Consider the following 16,494-nt stretch of genomic DNA (forward strand, 5'->3'; position numbering starts at 1 on the left):
CCCGAAAACAGTCATGTTGATGCGTGTTACTTCAGTCCGTATTACTTCAGGACCTGTGCGATCTTTTGATTAGCCTGTTCTAACGCGACCTTCGCTGGCATTTGATCCATCAGCGCCAGTTGCAGGTAGTCGCCGAGGATGCTTTCCACTTCCTGCCAGTTGCGGATACGCGGACGCGCCTTGCCCGCTTCCAGTGCTGCTAACTGTGCCGGATACCAGCGGTATTTCTGCACCACTTGTGCATCCTGATAGACGCTGCGGCGAGTCGGCGGCAGTCCCAGCTCCAGCGCCAGCGCTTTCTGGTTTTCCGCGCTGGTGAGGTAGCTCAGGAATTGCTGCGCCAGTTCGCTGTGCTGGCTATTTTTGGCAATAGCCATCTGCCAGATACCCAGCATCGGTGATGGGCCGACGTTTTGCCCCGGTGCCGGTTGCAACGTCATTTTGCCGACCACTTTAGATTTGTCAGCGTCGTCCAGTGTTGCCGCCCAGGCAGGCCAGACTTCGATCGCCATCGCCGCTTTACCTTGCTCCATCGCCTGACGGACATCGGCGGCGTTGTACACCTCAACCCCGGTCGGCGCGAAGGCTTTCAGCGCCTTGAGGGTATTGAGTGCCTGAAGTGCTTGCGGCGAGTCTAGCGAGGCTTTGCCGTTGGTGATGACGTTGCCGCCGTAGGCCCACAGCATTGGCATAAAGCCGGACACAATCGGGTTGCCCTTCATGCCACGGAACACCACGCCGGAAACCCCCGGTTCCTGCTGTTGCAGGGTTTTGGCATCGCTTAATACTTCGTCCCAACTGGCGGGGGCTTTGAGCTGGTGTTTATCGAACAGATCCTGGCGATAAGCAAACATTGCCACGTTACCGACCACCGGCAGGCTGTACGCCGGGCCGCTGTTTTCCGGCACGCGTGAGACATTCAGTACCGCCGGAATAAAATCGCTGCTTTGCAGGCTTTCCGGCAGTGGTTGTAGCCAGCCATTACCGGCGAACTCCGGGCTCCAGCTGTCGTCCATCAGCATCAGGTCGTAGGCCGAGGCGTTTTCCCGCAGGGAGATCACCAGTTTTTCATACAGGTTGGCGTAGGGCAGTTTCAGCAGTTCAATCTGCTTGCCAGGGTGCTGCTGCTGGAAACGAGCCAGCGTACTGTCGAGTGCTTTGCCGTAAACGTCATCGCGTCCGGCGATGACCAGATCAGCGGCCTGCGATGTCATGCTGCATGCCAGACCCACGGCGAGCAACAGACGGGAAAGGGAAGTCTTACTGTGTGAGTGAGTGGTGTTGCCAGACATATTTTTGCCAAACATATTCTTGCCAAACATAGTGAGCGCCTTTTGTCAGGAGTGCATACGTTTGCACAGGCGCTATCTTTGGCGACAAGGATGACAAAAACATGAAAGCAGGATGAACAATCGGAGATCCGGCCGCGGTGAAGGGAAGCCGACGACACGGCTCCCCTGACGAGGTCAGACTTTTTTCGGCAGGCGGGCGAAACTCACCATCAGTTGGACACCGTTAATCAGCACCAGCAGTGCAGTCACCAGAAAGACCCAACGGTAGCCCAACGTAGCGGAGACTGTGGAACCCAGCAGCGGGCCGACCACGTTGCCCAAATACATACAGGACTGGTTATAACCGAAAATGCGTCCGGTGACCTGCTGGCTGCTGTATTTGACCAGCAGCGCCTGCACGGCGGGCATCAGCGCACCGTCGGCGAACCCTAACGCAAAACGTAAAATCCCAAGCTGGACAGAGCTTTGCACCGCCGACATCAGGAAAAACAGCAGTGCGCACAGGAATAGCGCGACGATCAACACCCGCTGAGAACCGATGCGATCCCCCAGTTTGCCGAGGCGGGGAGCGGACAGCAGCGCCGACACACCCGGTACGGCGGCGATAATCCCGCTGATAAAGGCAATGTTATCAATGTTAGGGGACAAGTCGCGGATAAACAGCGTCAGAATAGGGCTGATAGAGCCATTCGCCATCTGAATCATCATGGTGGTGACGCACAGACTGATAATCAACAGCGGATAAGGCAGCGAGGCAAATACCGCCCGGCCGCTGAGCTGCGCCTTTTTACTGACGGTAATCGCGCTTTCGCGAACCGCGAACAACGTAATCAGAAAGCAGATAAACAGCAGGGCGGAGGTGATGAAAAACACCATGCGCAAACCGATGGTATCGGCCATAAAGCCGCCAAGCAACGGCCCAATCAACACCCCGGCGACTTGCCCGGTCGACAGCGTGCCTAGCGCCCAACCGCTGCGGTTGCGCGGTACTTGCGAGGCAATCAGCGCCATGGCGTTAGGAATGTAGCCGGAAGTCAGCCCCATCAGGGTGCGCAGAATAAACAGGTGCCAGACGTTGGTCGCCATGCCTTGCAGCGCCATGACGATAGACATGCCGAGCGCAGCACGCAGCAGCATCAGCTTACGGCCTTTGCGATCAGCCAGACTGCCCCATAGCGGCGCGACGATGGCAGAAACCAAAAACGAGGAACTGAACACCAGACCGGACCACAGATTCAAGGCAGTGTGGTCACTGACCCCAAGGTGTTCGATATAGAGCGGCAGAAACGGCAGTATCTGGCTCATTGCCATGCCGGTAAAAAAGCATCCCAGCCAGGCGGCGAAGAGGTTGAGTTTCCAGGTTTCCATAGGGCAGGTTTACATCGTCAGTAAAAGGCCGGGGCAAGCGCGCCAGTGCCGCGCTGAATTACGCAGCCCCGTTAGTATGGCTGCTTTTGTCTTAGCCGGGAAATAATTTTATAGATCAAAGAATAATCCAAACCCGGATAGTGAGGTGTTTTTGGTTGCAAAAAAGCGCTGCCATAGGGAGAGAATGAGCAGGCGGCATGACCGGGTTAAGTGGGGAAACTAAAACGTGAGTCTGATTTTTTTGTGATAGCCATCACAAAAGTATTGCGTCTGAATTCAACAAAACGTACAATCTTTTACCAGAAAGTTCACAAATAAGTCGTTAACCAAGGTGATGAACGTGCGTAAATTTCTGAGAAGACTGCTGATCGCTTATGTCAATGCTTACAAAGACATCCCGCCGGGTGCCATGCATTAATTGCCTAAGCAGACCAAGATACTAATAAGAAGGCCGCTATGATAGCGGCCTTCTTGTTTTTCGAGCGGGTTGTTACTGCATGCTGATGCGGTTAGCGGCGCACAGCCTGCGCAATCGCCTCACCCAGTGCTGCGGTATTACCGTTACCGCCGAGGTCTTTCGTTAACGGTGCGTTGCCCGGGCCTTGTTCCAGCACACGCTCAATGGCGCTGAGCACCGCAGCCCCGGCGTCGTCATGTCCCAGATGCTCCAGCATCATCGCCCCGCACCAGATTTGGCCGATGGGGTTGGCGATACCTTTACCGGCGATATCCGGCGCTGAGCCATGTACTGGCTCAAACAGGCTGGGGAAGGTGCGTTCCGGGTTGATATTGGCCGAAGGCGCAATGCCGATGGTGCCGGTACAGGCAGGGCCAAGGTCGGACAATATATCGCCAAACAGATTACTGGCGACCACTACGTCAAACCAATCCGGGTGTAGCACGAAGTTGGCGGTGAGGATATCAATGTGGTATTTGTCGACCTTCACCTCGGGATAGCGGGTGCCCATTTCGGCGACGCGGCTGTCCCAGTACGGCATGGTGATGGCGATACCGTTAGATTTGGTGGCGGAGGTCAGGTGCTTTTTCGGGCGCTTCATCGCCAGGTCATAGGCAAATTTGAGGATGCGATCGACACCAACGCGGGTCATCACCGTTTCCTGAATCACCACCTCACGCTCGGTTCCAGCGAACATGGTGCCACCGACGCTGGAATACTCGCCTTCGGTATTTTCACGCACGATATAAAAGTCGATATCACCAGGCTCGCGACCAGCCAGCGGCGCTTTCACCCCCGGCATCAGGCGGCAGGGCCGCAGGTTGACGTACTGATCGAACTCACGGCGGAATAATAATAGCGACTGCCACAGCGATACATGGTCCGGTACCACATCCGGCCAGCCTACCGCACCAAAGTAGATGGCATCGAAGCCTTTGAGCAGCGTAAACCAGTTATCCGGCAGCATTTTGCCGTGCTGGAGGTAGTAATCAGCGCTGGCAAAATCAAACCATTCCCACTCTAGCCGGATATTAAACAGCTCGGCAGTACGGGTAAGAACGCGTACCCCTTCCGGCATCACTTCCTTGCCGATGCCGTCGCCGGGGATGACGGCAATACGGTAATGCGGTTGAGACATGGCAACTCCTGAATGTTTTTTTGAACGATTGCACTCGGATAACAGAAAGTGTATTTACTTTGCCTGACGTAAACAATTTCGCTTCCGGTAAAGACATTGTTGAATAAAAGAGAAGAATAATGCGCTCAATCGACGATTTGCTGTTCTTTAGCCGTATTGCCGCGCTTGGCAGTTTGACGGCAGTGGCCCGTGAAAGTGGGCTGTCGCTGCCTGCTGTCAGCAAACGCCTGACGCAACTGGAGCAGCGTCTGGGCGTGCAATTGATCAGACGTACCACCCGCCGGTTGGATTTGACGCCGGAAGGCCAGCTATACGCCGAAGGCGCTTTGCCGATTCTGCATGAAATCGAGGAGCTGGAAAGTCAGGTTCGTCGTAATCAGCTTACGCTGCGTGGGCGATTGACCGTGAATGCCTCGTTCGGTTTTGGGCGACGTCACATCGCGCCGCTGATTTCCGAATTTGCCCGCTTGCACCCGGAACTGGAAGTGCAGTTGCAGCTCACCAGCCAACCGCTCAATATGCTGGATGCCGGTGTCGACATTGATATTCGCTTCGGGGCGCCGCCAGACTCCCGACTGGTCGCACATCGGTTGATGGCAAATCCACGGGTACTGTGTGCTTCACCCGCGTATCTGGCGCGTTGTGGTACACCGAAAACCGTGGCAGACCTTGCTGAGCACAATTGTCTGGTGCTGCGTCAGTACGAGAGCGATTACGGCTTATGGCGTTTTTATCGTGATGGACACGAGTTTACCCATCGGGCTTTCGGCAATCTTTCTGCCAACGATGGTGAGGTGATCATGCGCTACGCCCTGGACGGACACGGCATTATTTTGCGTTCGTTGTGGGACGTGCGCTCCTGGCTTGGTAACGGGAGGCTGGTGGCGTTATTACCGGATTACATCATGCCGGAAGCGGATATCTACGCGGTTTATCAGCAGCGGCGGCATGTACCGGCACGCATTTCAGCGTTTATCGCCTGGCTGAAACAGTATTTACCACAACGGGAAGAAGGCGGGCAGCGCCTCCCCGAAGGTGGAGAGGCGCACGGTATTACTGACGAACCAGACGACCGGTAGTGGCTTCAGTTTCAAAGTCGCTACGGAACGGGTTGATGTCCAGGCCGCCACGACGGGTATAACGGGCGAACACGGTCAGTTTTTCCGGTTGGCAGTAACGTTTGAGGTCATTAAAAATGCGCTCGACACACTGTTCGTGGAATTCATTGTGCTGGCGGAACGAAATCAGATAACGCAGCAGTGCTTCCCGGTCGATTTGTCGGCCTTCGTATTTGATGACGACGCTGCCCCAGTCCGGCTGATACGTGACCAGACAGTTAGATTTCAGCAGATTGGAGCACAGGGTTTCGGTGACGTGCGGCGCGTTGTCACGTACAGCGTGCTGCAAATAATCAGGATTAAAGCCGTAATCGTTCACTTCAATGTCCAGCTCGTCGATGTTGATGCCGGGCAGGGTATCGATCTGTGATGAATAACCGGTCAACCCCGGGTACAGCGTGACCTTAACATCGCCATTGGCGGCAGCGGACAGGTCTTTGATCAGGGTGGCGTGTACTTCGCCGATATCCTGAAAACGAGTCTGGTTAAAGCTGTTGAGGTACAGTTTGAACGATTTGGATTCGATCAGGTTTTCCGAACTGGCTGGGATAATGAATTCAGCGATACCCACCAGTGGTTTTCCCTTGCGATTGAGCCACGACAGCTCAAAGGCTGTCCACAGATCGTAGCCGTCAAACGGCAGGGATGAACCGGTCAGGCCTACCAGATCACGGCCACGGGCGCGCGGCAGCGCTTCGAGCAGTGTCGGGTCGTATTTGTCCGGGTAGCTGGAGCGCACCCCCAAATGGGTAATGCTATCGTTTTCTGTAATATGCATATCGCTCAGTTCCTTGCTGGTACGGCATGAATGTATTTTCTGAACAGCCTGCGGGTACCGTAAATCGGGCCGACGCCCAACACCGCATAGACTACTTTAACCAGAAATTGCGACAGAATCATCGTGCGGATCACGTCAAAACTCAGCACATTATAAAACGCGATGGTGCAGAAAATCACACTGTCGACGGCGGAGGCGGTAACGGTACTGGTGATCACGCGGACAAACAGATAACGCGACTTGGTCATTATCTTGATTTTGTGCAGCACCCAGGCGTTGATGTTTTCGGAAATCAGGTAAGCCAGTGATGAGGCCAGCAACACTGACATGATGCTTTCGGTAATACCATTGTACGTTTTTCCTAATTCCCATTCGGGTAAGCTGGGAATGAGGGTGGTGCACCACAGGCTGATGGCGAAGAATACGTTGGAGAAAAACGCGACATAAATGGTGCGCCGTGCGAGACGTAACCCATAGAACTCATTGAGAATATCTACCAGTATGAAGGTGAACGGGTAGATAAATATTGCGGTTGGAACCACCATGTTCAGCGAAGGAATAAAAATGGGTTTGGAACCGGCAACATTGGAAAAAAATGTAGATAACGCTCAACATGACCGTGATCAGAAGATAGGCATACCAGGAGCGTTCATTTCTGTCGCTGAGATCGTAGGCGGTAGTAATGTCTTTGCCGGCATAGAGTTTTTTGTACAATGCATTGAGTTCGTGTCGGCTCAGGTCATCGGAAATTTCGCTGTCGACCAGTTCCTTGAGATCCATATGGATCATCTTACCGGTCGACAGTACCATGATATTGGCGGATAACTCACCACTGTGGTTGAACCCCAGCAGCTTGAATTTCTTGTTTGCATCCATTTATATCCTTTCCTCTATGATATATCCCAGCAGGATGGTGTCCTCCGGGCGTCTTTTATCTGCCACAGTTGCCGGGTCGGGGATGTCGACGAAAAATCCCACATCAGGAGCGTGGTAGAGTATCGGCGTATTTGGCATCAGCGCGGGCGGTCGGCGCAGAAGCAACAAAGCGCCGGGGTGGAACGCATCGCCAATCGGTGACTCCACCTGTACCGCCACCATGTTGGCTTCTTCTCCGAAGAACCAGGTCAAGGGATACTGGACCGCTAACTGACCAATCTTGTTTTGTCGAACCGATAGCAGTTGTGACTGCGGGATGACAGGGATCGCCGCTGGGTTTTTGTTACCGTCAAATGAAACGGTATTGTTCAGCTGTTCCACCTTTTCCAGATCGTAATCTTCGATTTCTTCACAGGACACGCCGAAGAAATCGGAAATGCGATTGATGGTGGATTGCTGAACCTTGTTGACCCTACCTTCAAGAATTTTGTAGATAGTGGTACGCGTTACCCCGGTGCGATTAGAAAACGAGGCCTTGGTTTCACCTCGGGTACGCATCAGATATTCAATATTTTTAATGATATTAGTTTTGCGCTGAGCATTCGTTGTTTTCATGGTCATCCCTTCTCAGGTCAGTTCTCAGACAGGTTCATCTTACGATAACGCGTTAGTTTCACCTATCCCTGTCAGGCAGAAAAATATCAGTTAGTCAGGACTGTCACGCCTGATGCAGACTGAAGAAAACGCATGAAAGAGCATGGATTTATTCAATAGATTGGTGGTTGTTGTAATGCGGCCATTAAAAATAGACATTAAAGATCATAAAGTGTCTATTAATGTGTTGACTTGTCTGTTTTTATTGCTATAACGTTTAGATAAATTAATTAATCTGTGTCATGCAGATAACCAAATATAAGAATTACATATAGCTGATATGCTAATTGATTGTTGATGGCGTCTCTGACGCAAACAGTCATGCATCCGACACCAGGGAACCGAGACGGATGCTTTACCACGGTGGAGTGACAGGAGATATATCGTTTCTCGCCTTTCAGAACGCTGCACAACTGTGCAGCGTTTTTGTTTTGTCAGGCCTGCCTGCTGAGTCTATTTATTTACCACCTGCCAGATCGATAAAACTTCCGGTGACGTAGCTGGCTTCATCCGACAGTAACCAGGCAATCGCGCTCGCCACTTCTTCCGGCTGGCCGCCTCGTTGCATCGGAATCGCCTGGCGGATACGATCGACCCGTCCTGGTTCGCCGCCGTCCGCGTGAATGTCGGTATAAATAAATCCAGGGCGTACGGCGTTGACCCGAATGCCTTCTGCCGCGACCTCCAGCGACAGGCCTTTGGTCATAGAATCGATAGCGCCTTTGGAAGCAGCATAGTCTACATACTCATACGGCGACCCCAGACGAGAAGCGGCGGATGACACGTTAACAATCGCGCCGCCCTGACCACCGTGGCGATGAGCCATGCGTTTAACCGCTTCGCGCGCGCACAAAAAACACCCGGTAATATTCGCTGCAAACATCGTGTTGAGGCGTGCTGCATCCAGCTCTTCGATCCGTGCCTGAGGGCGCAGGATACCGGCGTTATTGACCAGTCCTGAGAGTGGCCCCAGTTCGCTATCAATCCTGGCAAATAGCGATACTATCTGCTGTTCGTCGGCGACATCCGCCTGAAGTGCGATGGCCTTGCCACCCAGAGCGGTAATGTCTTCAACCACATCTTGCGCTTGTTGCTGTTGATGCAGATAACTGATGGCTATCCAGTGCCCTTGTCGTGCCAGATGTAATGCTGTTGCCCGGCCGATACCCCGTGAGCCGCCAGTGATAAGGGTTATTTTCTGCATAGGCTGGTACTCTGGTATTTACTGGAAAACCGACAGAATAAGCGGTGGCTCAAACGACGTCCACTTTATGCCCGACTGGCATCCATTCGGAACAGGCATCAGGCATAAAGTGAGGGATGTCTGTGGCAACCGTGTCAGGGTTGCGTGCGTGGTAGCGTTTTCGTCAGCGTGATGGCATCGTACATCACCATCCCGCCCTGCAGCTCCAGCGTAATCCGGTTGCTACCTGGTTGCAGTATGCCGGCTGGCAATGGGATATGCGCTTCATGGTAACGGCCACTTTGCATGGCTCCCCGATAAATCGCCTTGTCGTTGTCGTACTTCAGCGTTGTAAGCAACTGATCGTTTAGCTTCACCACCAACTGTGGCGAGCTGGCAGGTGTCGTCATACCGCTGTTGCTGGCGGCAGCGAGAGCAATATTCAGGGTGTAGGGCTGTTCAGGCGTGCGGGTAGTAAACTGGACATGCCAGCTACCCGGTTGAGTCTGGGCGTAGTACCAGTCCTTGCGTTCGCGGCTTTTACCAATTTCGAAAGTCAGGTTGGCCGGGACTTCGGTTTGCCAGTGATATTGACGTAGCTTATCGCCGAAACGGAACTCGTCGGCCCGTCGGTCAGCCTGGCCAATGGCCCATACCAGCGGGGCGGGGCGTTGGGCCTCAATCTGGCCGAGCCGGGTTTTTTTACCGTCGACCTGGATGGTTTTCTGCGCCAACAGACCGATTTGTGTGCCGCCGTCAGCGTAAGCCGACAACCGGTACTCACCCGGCGGTACGTTGTCCAAGCTAAAGCGGCCATCCCGATGGGTTCGCGTGGTGTACAGGTAACCGGTGGTCTGGACGTCGAAATCTTCTTTACTGTTGTTCAGTACCACCATAGCGTGCGGCGCATCGGTGTGCAGGCGGCCGCTGACTGTAGCGCGTACGCGAGGATAGCGCGAATCATCCAGCCAGCGGTAAGGCCAACTGGCGCGCTCATGTTCAGCCCGGCGGCTCACATCCGCTACCAGTTCCCGGTCGTTGCCCTGATTGATGTACAGCAGCCACGGGCCATAGAGTTTTTCAAAGCCCGGCTGCGCCACCATATCCGGCGTGCCGAAGTGCGAGCCGGTCAGGTAGTTCAGGAGAATCGCATCCTGATGCACCAGCAGTTCCTGTTTTAAGGCATCGCCCGAGAAGTATTCACCGCTGGCGGGCACCATCCATGCGCCGTAACCGTTACCCATCACCCCCCAGTAGCGGCTTTCGCGCTGATAACCGGCAAAGTCGTATTTGGAGTAGATGTTGCCGTCAGGCAACTGCCAGGTTTCATCCTGCACTTTGGGTAACTGCTCCAGTTCGTCGTACAACAACGGCGTGCCGCGCCTGATGCTATTGAACAAGGTATCCAGCCGGGTGGCGTCAAAGCGATAAACGTTGCGCAGTTCGCTGACTGTAACTGGCGCAGCGCCAGTGTTGGCGACGACCACGTAGCTGTAAAGTCCGCTGACGTCGCTAGTCATGATCAGGTGATATTCCAGCCGCAGCTTGCCGTTCTGGTCATCGATATAGGCCAGATGCACCATGTCCGGCGTCTGTTTGATGACGTTTAACCGCTCCGGTACGAATTCGTTGACGCCGCCGGAGTAGTAATCGAGATAAAAGCTGCGATTTTTATCCGGGTCGCGCGCCGCGCCGGAGAGGTGGGAAATTAGGTTGGTACCGCCTTTCCATACTTCTTTTGCGCTGCCGTCTGCGCCAAAGCGAACTTTCAGCAACCCGTTATCCAACGTGCTGTTCATGCCGTCCAGCGTTAGCTGTACGGCGCCTGTCGCCGTCAGTGGCAGTACAAATGCCAACGTCAACAACGAGGTACGCCATGTCTGTAGAGGTTTCATCATGATGCATCGTCCATTTATCTTGTGATGAGAGGTGCGTTGTAGGGAAAGCGATACCGAAACCCACAGACTGGCACAGTGGCGGACGATACTCCTTTGCCGGATAGCCATGTGTGACGCAACAGTGGCAACCGTGTGAAGATTGGAACGATCAGGATCATAGTTGTTGATTATGCTACGACGTGCGCTGGTGTCAGCTATTGGCGATATAATGCAGTGAAATGGGGTGAAATGGGGTGAAAATTTTATAAAATCAATGCGTTATATTGTGGAGTAATTTAATACCACTCTGGTACGGTTTTTCGCTATCATGCCCTTCTCTCAAACCTGTACCTGATAGGCGCTATGGAACGTTTTCTTGAAAATACGATGTACGCTGCACGGTGGCTGCTGGCTCCGGTTTATCTGGGGTTGTCGCTGGGATTACTGGCGCTGGCCATCAAGTTCTTTGAAGAGATCTGGCTGGTTCTGCCGAACATTTTCTCGATTGCGGAATCCGATTTGATTCTGACGCTGTTATCGTTGGTGGACATGACGCTGGTAGGTGGGCTGCTGGTGATGGTGATGTTTTCCGGCTATGAAAACTTTGTGTCGGCGCTGGATATCGACGAGCACAAAGAAAAACTAAACTGGCTGGGGAAAATGGACTCCAGCTCGCTGAAAAACAAAGTGGCGGCATCAATTGTGGCGATTTCATCTATTCACCTGCTGCGGGTGTTTATGGATGCCAAAAACGTGCCGGACAACAAGCTGATGTGGTATGTGATTATTCACCTGACCTTTGTGTTGTCTGCTTTTGTGATGGGGTATCTGGACTGGTTGTCACGCCATGCTCATCACGGTGCTGAAAAAGCGCACGATAAGCATTGAGCGCCAGAATTTATAGAGAGGAAGCGCCCCCGATAACCGGGGGCGTTTTTTTATCGCCCGCACATGAAATGGCACTCAGAGTGCGATGACATCCACCAGGCAACTCATGGCGTTCGGACCTTGTGTGAGCGGCGATGACCCCATATCGCGGGTCAGCACGTTGGCATTGCCAGACTGTTCCACCTCGTGCCATTGCGCCTGACCGAAACCGGGCTCAAACCAGGCACCGGTCGACATGATCACCACACCCGGTGTGACGCCATCGGTGACGTCCACCCCAGCGTAGATGCGTCCTCGCTCGTTGCGTACTTCCACCCGTTCTCCGTGGCGAATACCGCGAGCGGCTGCATCCTGCGGGTGCATGTACAGGGTTTCATGCCCGGCGGTTTTGTTCGCGCTAACCTGCGGCGTGCTGCCTAACTGGCTGTGCAGCCGATCGGCTGGCTGGATAGAGATAAAATGCAACGGCCAGCGTTGTGTGGCGTCTGCGCCGAGCCATTCTACCGGCGGCTGCCACTGCGGATGCGGGGCGAAATCCGGGTAGCTGTAGTCGGCGATGGTACTGCTGAATAGCTCGATTTTGCCGCTGGGCGTGTTGAGCGGGTGTTTCACCGGGTCGTGGCGGAATTCTTCGAAAAACACGAACGGTTGCTCGTCCATCGGGATATCCACGTAGCCCTGTTGCCAGAAACCGTCGAAGTCAGGCCAGCTTTCGCCGACACTGCCCTGACGCTCACGGCAGTTGAGGTACATCGTTTCCAGCCATTGCCGCTCGGTACGGCCACCCTGGGTGAACGCATCGCCATAGCCTAAGCGCTCGGCCAGTTCGCTGAAAATGTCGTAGTCATGACGCGCCTGATGCTGTGGCGCAATCGCCTGATGCATGGCGAACACGAAACGATCCCGTGAGGAGCCGCCTATGTCGTTTCTTTCCAGTGAGGTGGTGACAGGCAGTACAATGTCGGCCATCTGCGCAGCGGCAGTCCAGACGATATCCTGCACGATAACGGTATCCGGACGCTGCCAGCCTTCAACCAACCGGTTAAGCTGCTGGTGATGGTGGAATGGGTTACCACCGGCCCAGTGGATAAGATGGATATCAGGATAACTACGTTGCTCGCCGCAAAACGTATAGGGCTTGCCGGGATTCAGCAGCATGTCGGCGATACGTGCGACCGGAATCGACTGGCCGGGATTGGGGACGGAGGGCGACGCGGGTGCGGGGGATGTCATGCGCTCGTTACCGACGCTGTTCATCGAGCCGTGACCAAACGAGAAACCGCCACCCGGTAACCCTACCTGCCCGAGCATCGCCGACAGTGCGATCATCATCCAGTAAGGTTGTTCGCCACGGTGGGCGCGTTGCACCGAGTAAGAACAGGTCATAAAACTGCGTACACCGATCAACTGTTGCGCCAGTTTTTCGATACGCTCGGCCGGGATGCCGGTGATGGCACTGGCCCATGCCGGTGTTTTGGCAATACCGTCGCTGTGACCGTTGAGGTAGTCGCGCAGTTGTGCGTAACCGACGCAATGACGCGCCAGAAAATCACGGTCTTGCGCTTCCCGTCGCTGTATCTCGTAGCCCAGCGCCAGCATCAATGCCACGTCGGTATTCGGGCGAATAGGAATCCACTCCGCGTTGACGAACGCCGGGCAGTCATCTCGCATGGGGCTGATATTGATAACTGGAATGCCGCGCGCCACCAGTTTCTCCAGCGCCGGTTTTAGTGTGTGGTGCCCGGCACCGCCGGAAGCGACCTGGGCGTTTTTCAGCGCCAGCCCGCCGAAGGCAATAAACAGTTCGCAGTGATCCGCCACGCTACGCCACTCGGTCACTTTGCCGGTGAGCGGGTGGAAAGTACCTATCACATACGGCAGGAAGAATTGTGCCGCTCCCCAGCTGTAGTTGCCGGTCTGGTCTACCGCGCCACCGCCGGAGAAATAGAAGCGTCGTACCTGAGAACGGGCATGATGAAAGCGCCCGGCGGACGACCAGCCATATGACCCGGCAAACAGACCGTCAGCGCCGTAACGATCGCGTACCCAGCGGTTTTCTTCCGCCACCAGATCCAGCGCGAGATCCCAGTCCACTTCGACGAACGGTTCTTTACCACGCAGCGTACGATCGCTATTTTCTCGTTTTTCCAGCCAGGAGCGGCGTACCGCCGGTTTGCGAATACGTTTATCGGAATAGACCAGCGGGACGATGGAATCGAGCATGGGCGATGGGTCCGGGTCATCAGCAAACGGTTCGCAGCGGATAAGCCTGCCGTCTTCAACAACAGCGGTGAACGCGCCCCAATGGGCAAGGTGTGGATAACGCCTGATTGTCATAACGTCCTCGGTAAATTGGCTGGATGCCGTGAAGGCTGGCGGTAACGCGCCAGGCAGTGTTCCCTGAAAGGTACTGCTGATAATGCTATGATTTGTTATCTATTTGGCTGCTCATAATACAAGCCTGTTGCATCACAGGCCAGTCAGTCCTTATGCCAATCGGGCATGTGTTATGCCGGGCGATCGCAGCGTATTTTTCAGACTGTGATACAGTCTGACGGTGTGTAATCCCATAAAGCGACAAACGATGCACCGACTTCCCCCTCTGCCTGCGTTGCGCGCGTTTCTGGCTGCCTGTCGGGCAGGCAGTTATAGCGCGGCGGCTGAAGAATTGAATGTGACCCACGGCGCTATCAGCCGACAGATTCGTATTCTGGAAAGCTGGTTAGGGCAGACGTTGTTTGTACGATCCGGACAGTGCATGGTGCCGACGTTGCATGCGCAGGCCTTCGCCAAGGAGATGAATGACGTACTGGGGGTCATGGATGAGGCGGCTCGTCGCTATGGCCGTGGTGAGGCAACACAGTTATTGCGTATCAGCGCACCGGCGACCTTTACCATGCGCTGGCTGGCACCTCGACTACCGGCGTTTTATCAGGCTAATCCTGGAACGCTTATCCAGATTCATACCGCAACGACCCAACAACTGGCGGTGACCAGCGGCTTCGATCTGGTCATTCGTCTTGGGGTGTTTAACAGCGATCGTTTCAGCGCGCTGCCATTCATGCAGGAACACTATACCTTGCTGGCGGCCCCTTCATTGCTGACACGCCAGCCGCTCTCGGCGCTGGGTGATGTGGTCAACCATACACTGCTGGATACCGAAACGCGCCCCGGCTTTTGGTCACAGTTGTTTGACGTGGGTGGGTTAGTAGACCCCGGTACGCTTAGCTGGCTGCGTTTTGATCATTTCTACGTCACCTATGCGGCGTTGATTGATGGGTTGGGCGTCGGGCCGGGTCCGCTGCCGTTACTGGCGCGCGATGTGGCGCTCGGCAGACTGGTGGCTCCCTTGCCGGACCTGCGTATCGCCGAGCGTACCTATTATTTACTGACGCCTGCGGGGCTGGCGAAAACCCGGCTGCATCACCGCTTTGAGCAGTGGTTGCTGGAACAGGCGGACAGTAAAGAGGCTGTCTGACTGACACCACTTACCTCGACTGACACCACACACATTATTGTCATGCACCCGCGTTAATGTGGATACATGACCGAATCCGTACACCGCTGAGTCAGAAAGAAGTACGCCATAAACAGAGGTAAACCATGAATTATGTGCAGGAAATGCGTCAGTTGATCGGGCATCGTCCGCTATTGCTGGCAGGTTCTAACGTGATTTTGCTAAACACGCGTGGGCAAGTGTTGTTGCAGCATCGTCTGGAAGGGGTGTGGGGGTTGCCCGGCGGGCTGTTGGAACTGGGGGAGTCACTGGAAGAGGCCGCGATTCGCGAAGTGCGTGAAGAAACCGGGCTGCAACTCAATAGGTTCGATTTTCTGAAAATGTTTTCTGGCCCCGACCACTTTTTCACCTTGCCCAATCAGGATCAGATCTATGTGCTGACGGCCTTGTATGTGTGCCGCGACTGGCAAGGCGATATTGTCGTGGATAAAACTGAGTCGCGGGACGTACGCTTTTTCGATTTTCAGGCTTTGCCGACATTGGGTGACGAGTATCGCGAATACCTCGATTATTTTTTGTCGTTATCGTCGTCACGTTAGTGAGCAGGTACGGTTTCCCACAGCAGTGAGAGACCGGCTATCAGCATCATGCTATCCACCAGCCGGTTAAATAGGGTGTCGGACAGGTGCAGTACGAAGCGTTTGCCGATGTACACCCCCGCGACCTGTGTTAACCCGACCAGCACGCCTGCCAACAGCACCGACCACGGTAGCGCGCCTATCACCCCAAAGGTGGCGGCTTTGGTCAGATAGATAACCAGCGAAGCCGCAGACTCGGTGGCCAGCAGTGCGCCTTTCAGCAAGCCGTAACCGGCGAACAACGGGATCGTCAGCGGACCGGTGGAAAAGACGACGCCGGTAAGAAAGCCGACTACACCGCCTGCCATCGCCAACTGACTGTCGTTGAGTATGAACGCACGTCGGTGGGCCAGGTAACGTAGTGGAATCAGTAGCAGGAAGAACAGACCGATACACAGGCTCGACAGACGTACCGGCATCACCCACAGCAGGCTGGCACCAATGATCGATGCGGGAATGCCCGGCAGGCAGTAATAACCCAGCGCCCGTAAATTGATGGCCTTACGCCATAGGATAACCTTGGAAATATTACTCATGGTGGCGGCGATCGCCATGATTGGCACGGCGGCCTGTGGACTGAACGCCCACGCCAGCGCAGGCAGCAGAATGATGGAGCCGCCGGTGCCGACAATGCCGCTGACACTGCCCGCGAACAGACCGAGAACAAGGATCAGGATGTCGCTCATAGATGACCTCTGGGTAAGGATTACTGTGTTTGAGGTGAGCATACCTGTGTGAAAAGTGAATATCTCTGCCGAAAAAATCACACC

14 protein-coding genes and 1 pseudogene are annotated in these 16,494 nt (G+C 54.6%); 5 read left to right on the top strand and 10 right to left on the bottom strand.

All coding sequences use genetic code 11. The features are described from left to right. Positions 1–41 precede the first annotated feature (41 nt). Positions 42–1,322: an ABC transporter substrate-binding protein gene (locus DZE2538_RS04005; RefSeq protein WP_080638948.1), complete on the bottom strand. Its 1,281-nt coding sequence runs from the start codon at positions 1,320–1,322 to the stop codon at positions 42–44. Between the two features lie 144 nt (positions 1,323–1,466). Next, positions 1,467–2,660 (bottom strand): multidrug efflux MFS transporter, encoded by a 1,194-nt coding sequence (locus tag DZE2538_RS04010; RefSeq protein ID WP_038915648.1) that lies wholly within the window; start codon positions 2,658–2,660, stop codon positions 1,467–1,469. 334 nt (positions 2,661–2,994) lie between these two features. Here DZE2538_RS04010 and azuC point away from each other — a divergent pair, with 334 nt between their 5' ends. After that, the gene (azuC, locus tag DZE2538_RS21430; RefSeq protein ID WP_146214194.1) at positions 2,995–3,078 is read left to right on the top strand and encodes a stress response protein AzuC; all 84 of its coding nucleotides are present in this window, start codon (positions 2,995–2,997) and stop codon (positions 3,076–3,078) included. 91 nt (positions 3,079–3,169) lie between these two features. Here the strand turns inward: azuC and DZE2538_RS04015 are convergent, their stop codons facing one another. After that, positions 3,170–4,255, bottom strand: a complete 1,086-nt coding sequence (locus DZE2538_RS04015) for a tartrate dehydrogenase (protein WP_012883583.1) — start codon at positions 4,253–4,255, stop codon at positions 3,170–3,172. A 119-nt stretch (positions 4,256–4,374) separates the two neighbouring features. On the opposite strand from DZE2538_RS04015, the gene DZE2538_RS04020 reads away from it, so the two are divergent. Further along, positions 4,375–5,334 (top strand): LysR family transcriptional regulator, encoded by a 960-nt coding sequence (locus DZE2538_RS04020; protein WP_038915650.1) that lies wholly within the window; start codon positions 4,375–4,377, stop codon positions 5,332–5,334. Here DZE2538_RS04020 and queF read toward each other — a convergent pair. The 5 genes and pseudogenes from queF to DZE2538_RS04045 all read right to left on the bottom strand — a co-directional run bounded on the left by queF (position 5,309) and on the right by DZE2538_RS04045 (position 10,762). After that, a complete protein-coding gene (gene queF / locus DZE2538_RS04025; protein ID WP_019844407.1) occupies positions 5,309–6,151 on the bottom strand; it encodes an NADPH-dependent 7-cyano-7-deazaguanine reductase QueF in 843 nt (280 codons plus the stop codon). The genes DZE2538_RS04020 and queF overlap by 26 nt on opposite strands. A gap of 5 nt (positions 6,152–6,156) precedes the next feature. Then, positions 6,157–7,027: pseudogene (locus tag DZE2538_RS04030) on the bottom strand (queuosine precursor transporter). Further along, the gene (locus tag DZE2538_RS04035) at positions 7,028–7,642 is read right to left on the bottom strand and encodes a helix-turn-helix domain-containing protein (RefSeq protein ID WP_023639032.1); all 615 of its coding nucleotides are present in this window, start codon (positions 7,640–7,642) and stop codon (positions 7,028–7,030) included. It abuts the pseudogene before it with no gap. Positions 7,643–8,138: 496 nt separating this feature from the next. Beyond that, complete coding sequence (locus tag DZE2538_RS04040) at positions 8,139–8,885, bottom strand: SDR family oxidoreductase (RefSeq protein ID WP_023639033.1); 747 nt, start codon at positions 8,883–8,885, stop codon at positions 8,139–8,141. Positions 8,886–9,019: 134 nt separating this feature from the next. Next, on the bottom strand, positions 9,020–10,762 hold the full coding sequence (locus DZE2538_RS04045; protein ID WP_038915651.1) for a polysaccharide lyase family protein: 1,743 nt from the start codon (positions 10,760–10,762) through the stop codon (positions 9,020–9,022). Between the two features lie 342 nt (positions 10,763–11,104). On the opposite strand from DZE2538_RS04045, the gene DZE2538_RS04050 reads away from it, so the two are divergent. Further along, positions 11,105–11,629 carry a TIGR00645 family protein gene (locus tag DZE2538_RS04050; protein WP_019844402.1) on the top strand — a complete coding sequence of 175 codons (525 nt, stop codon included), beginning with the start codon at positions 11,105–11,107 and terminating at the stop codon, positions 11,627–11,629. A 75-nt stretch (positions 11,630–11,704) separates the two neighbouring features. Here the strand turns inward: DZE2538_RS04050 and DZE2538_RS04055 are convergent, their stop codons facing one another. After that, positions 11,705–13,966: a molybdopterin-dependent oxidoreductase gene (locus DZE2538_RS04055; protein ID WP_038915652.1), complete on the bottom strand. Its 2,262-nt coding sequence runs from the start codon at positions 13,964–13,966 to the stop codon at positions 11,705–11,707. A 247-nt stretch (positions 13,967–14,213) separates the two neighbouring features. On the opposite strand from DZE2538_RS04055, the gene DZE2538_RS04060 reads away from it, so the two are divergent. Both DZE2538_RS04060 and DZE2538_RS04065 read left to right on the top strand, forming a co-directional pair. Further along, positions 14,214–15,107, top strand: a complete 894-nt coding sequence (locus DZE2538_RS04060) for a LysR substrate-binding domain-containing protein (protein ID WP_038913274.1) — start codon at positions 14,214–14,216, stop codon at positions 15,105–15,107. Positions 15,108–15,232: 125 nt separating this feature from the next. Next, a complete protein-coding gene (locus tag DZE2538_RS04065; protein WP_038915653.1) occupies positions 15,233–15,685 on the top strand; it encodes an NUDIX domain-containing protein in 453 nt (150 codons plus the stop codon). On the opposite strand, the gene DZE2538_RS04070 is transcribed toward DZE2538_RS04065, so the two are convergent. Next, positions 15,682–16,410 carry a sulfite exporter TauE/SafE family protein gene (locus DZE2538_RS04070; RefSeq protein WP_038915654.1) on the bottom strand — a complete coding sequence of 243 codons (729 nt, stop codon included), beginning with the start codon at positions 16,408–16,410 and terminating at the stop codon, positions 15,682–15,684. The genes DZE2538_RS04065 and DZE2538_RS04070 overlap by 4 nt on opposite strands. Positions 16,411–16,494: the final 84 nt, after the last annotated feature.

This window comes from Dickeya zeae NCPPB 2538, assembly GCF_000406165.1.
GTDB classification, from domain to species: domain Bacteria; phylum Pseudomonadota; class Gammaproteobacteria; order Enterobacterales; family Enterobacteriaceae; genus Dickeya; species Dickeya zeae.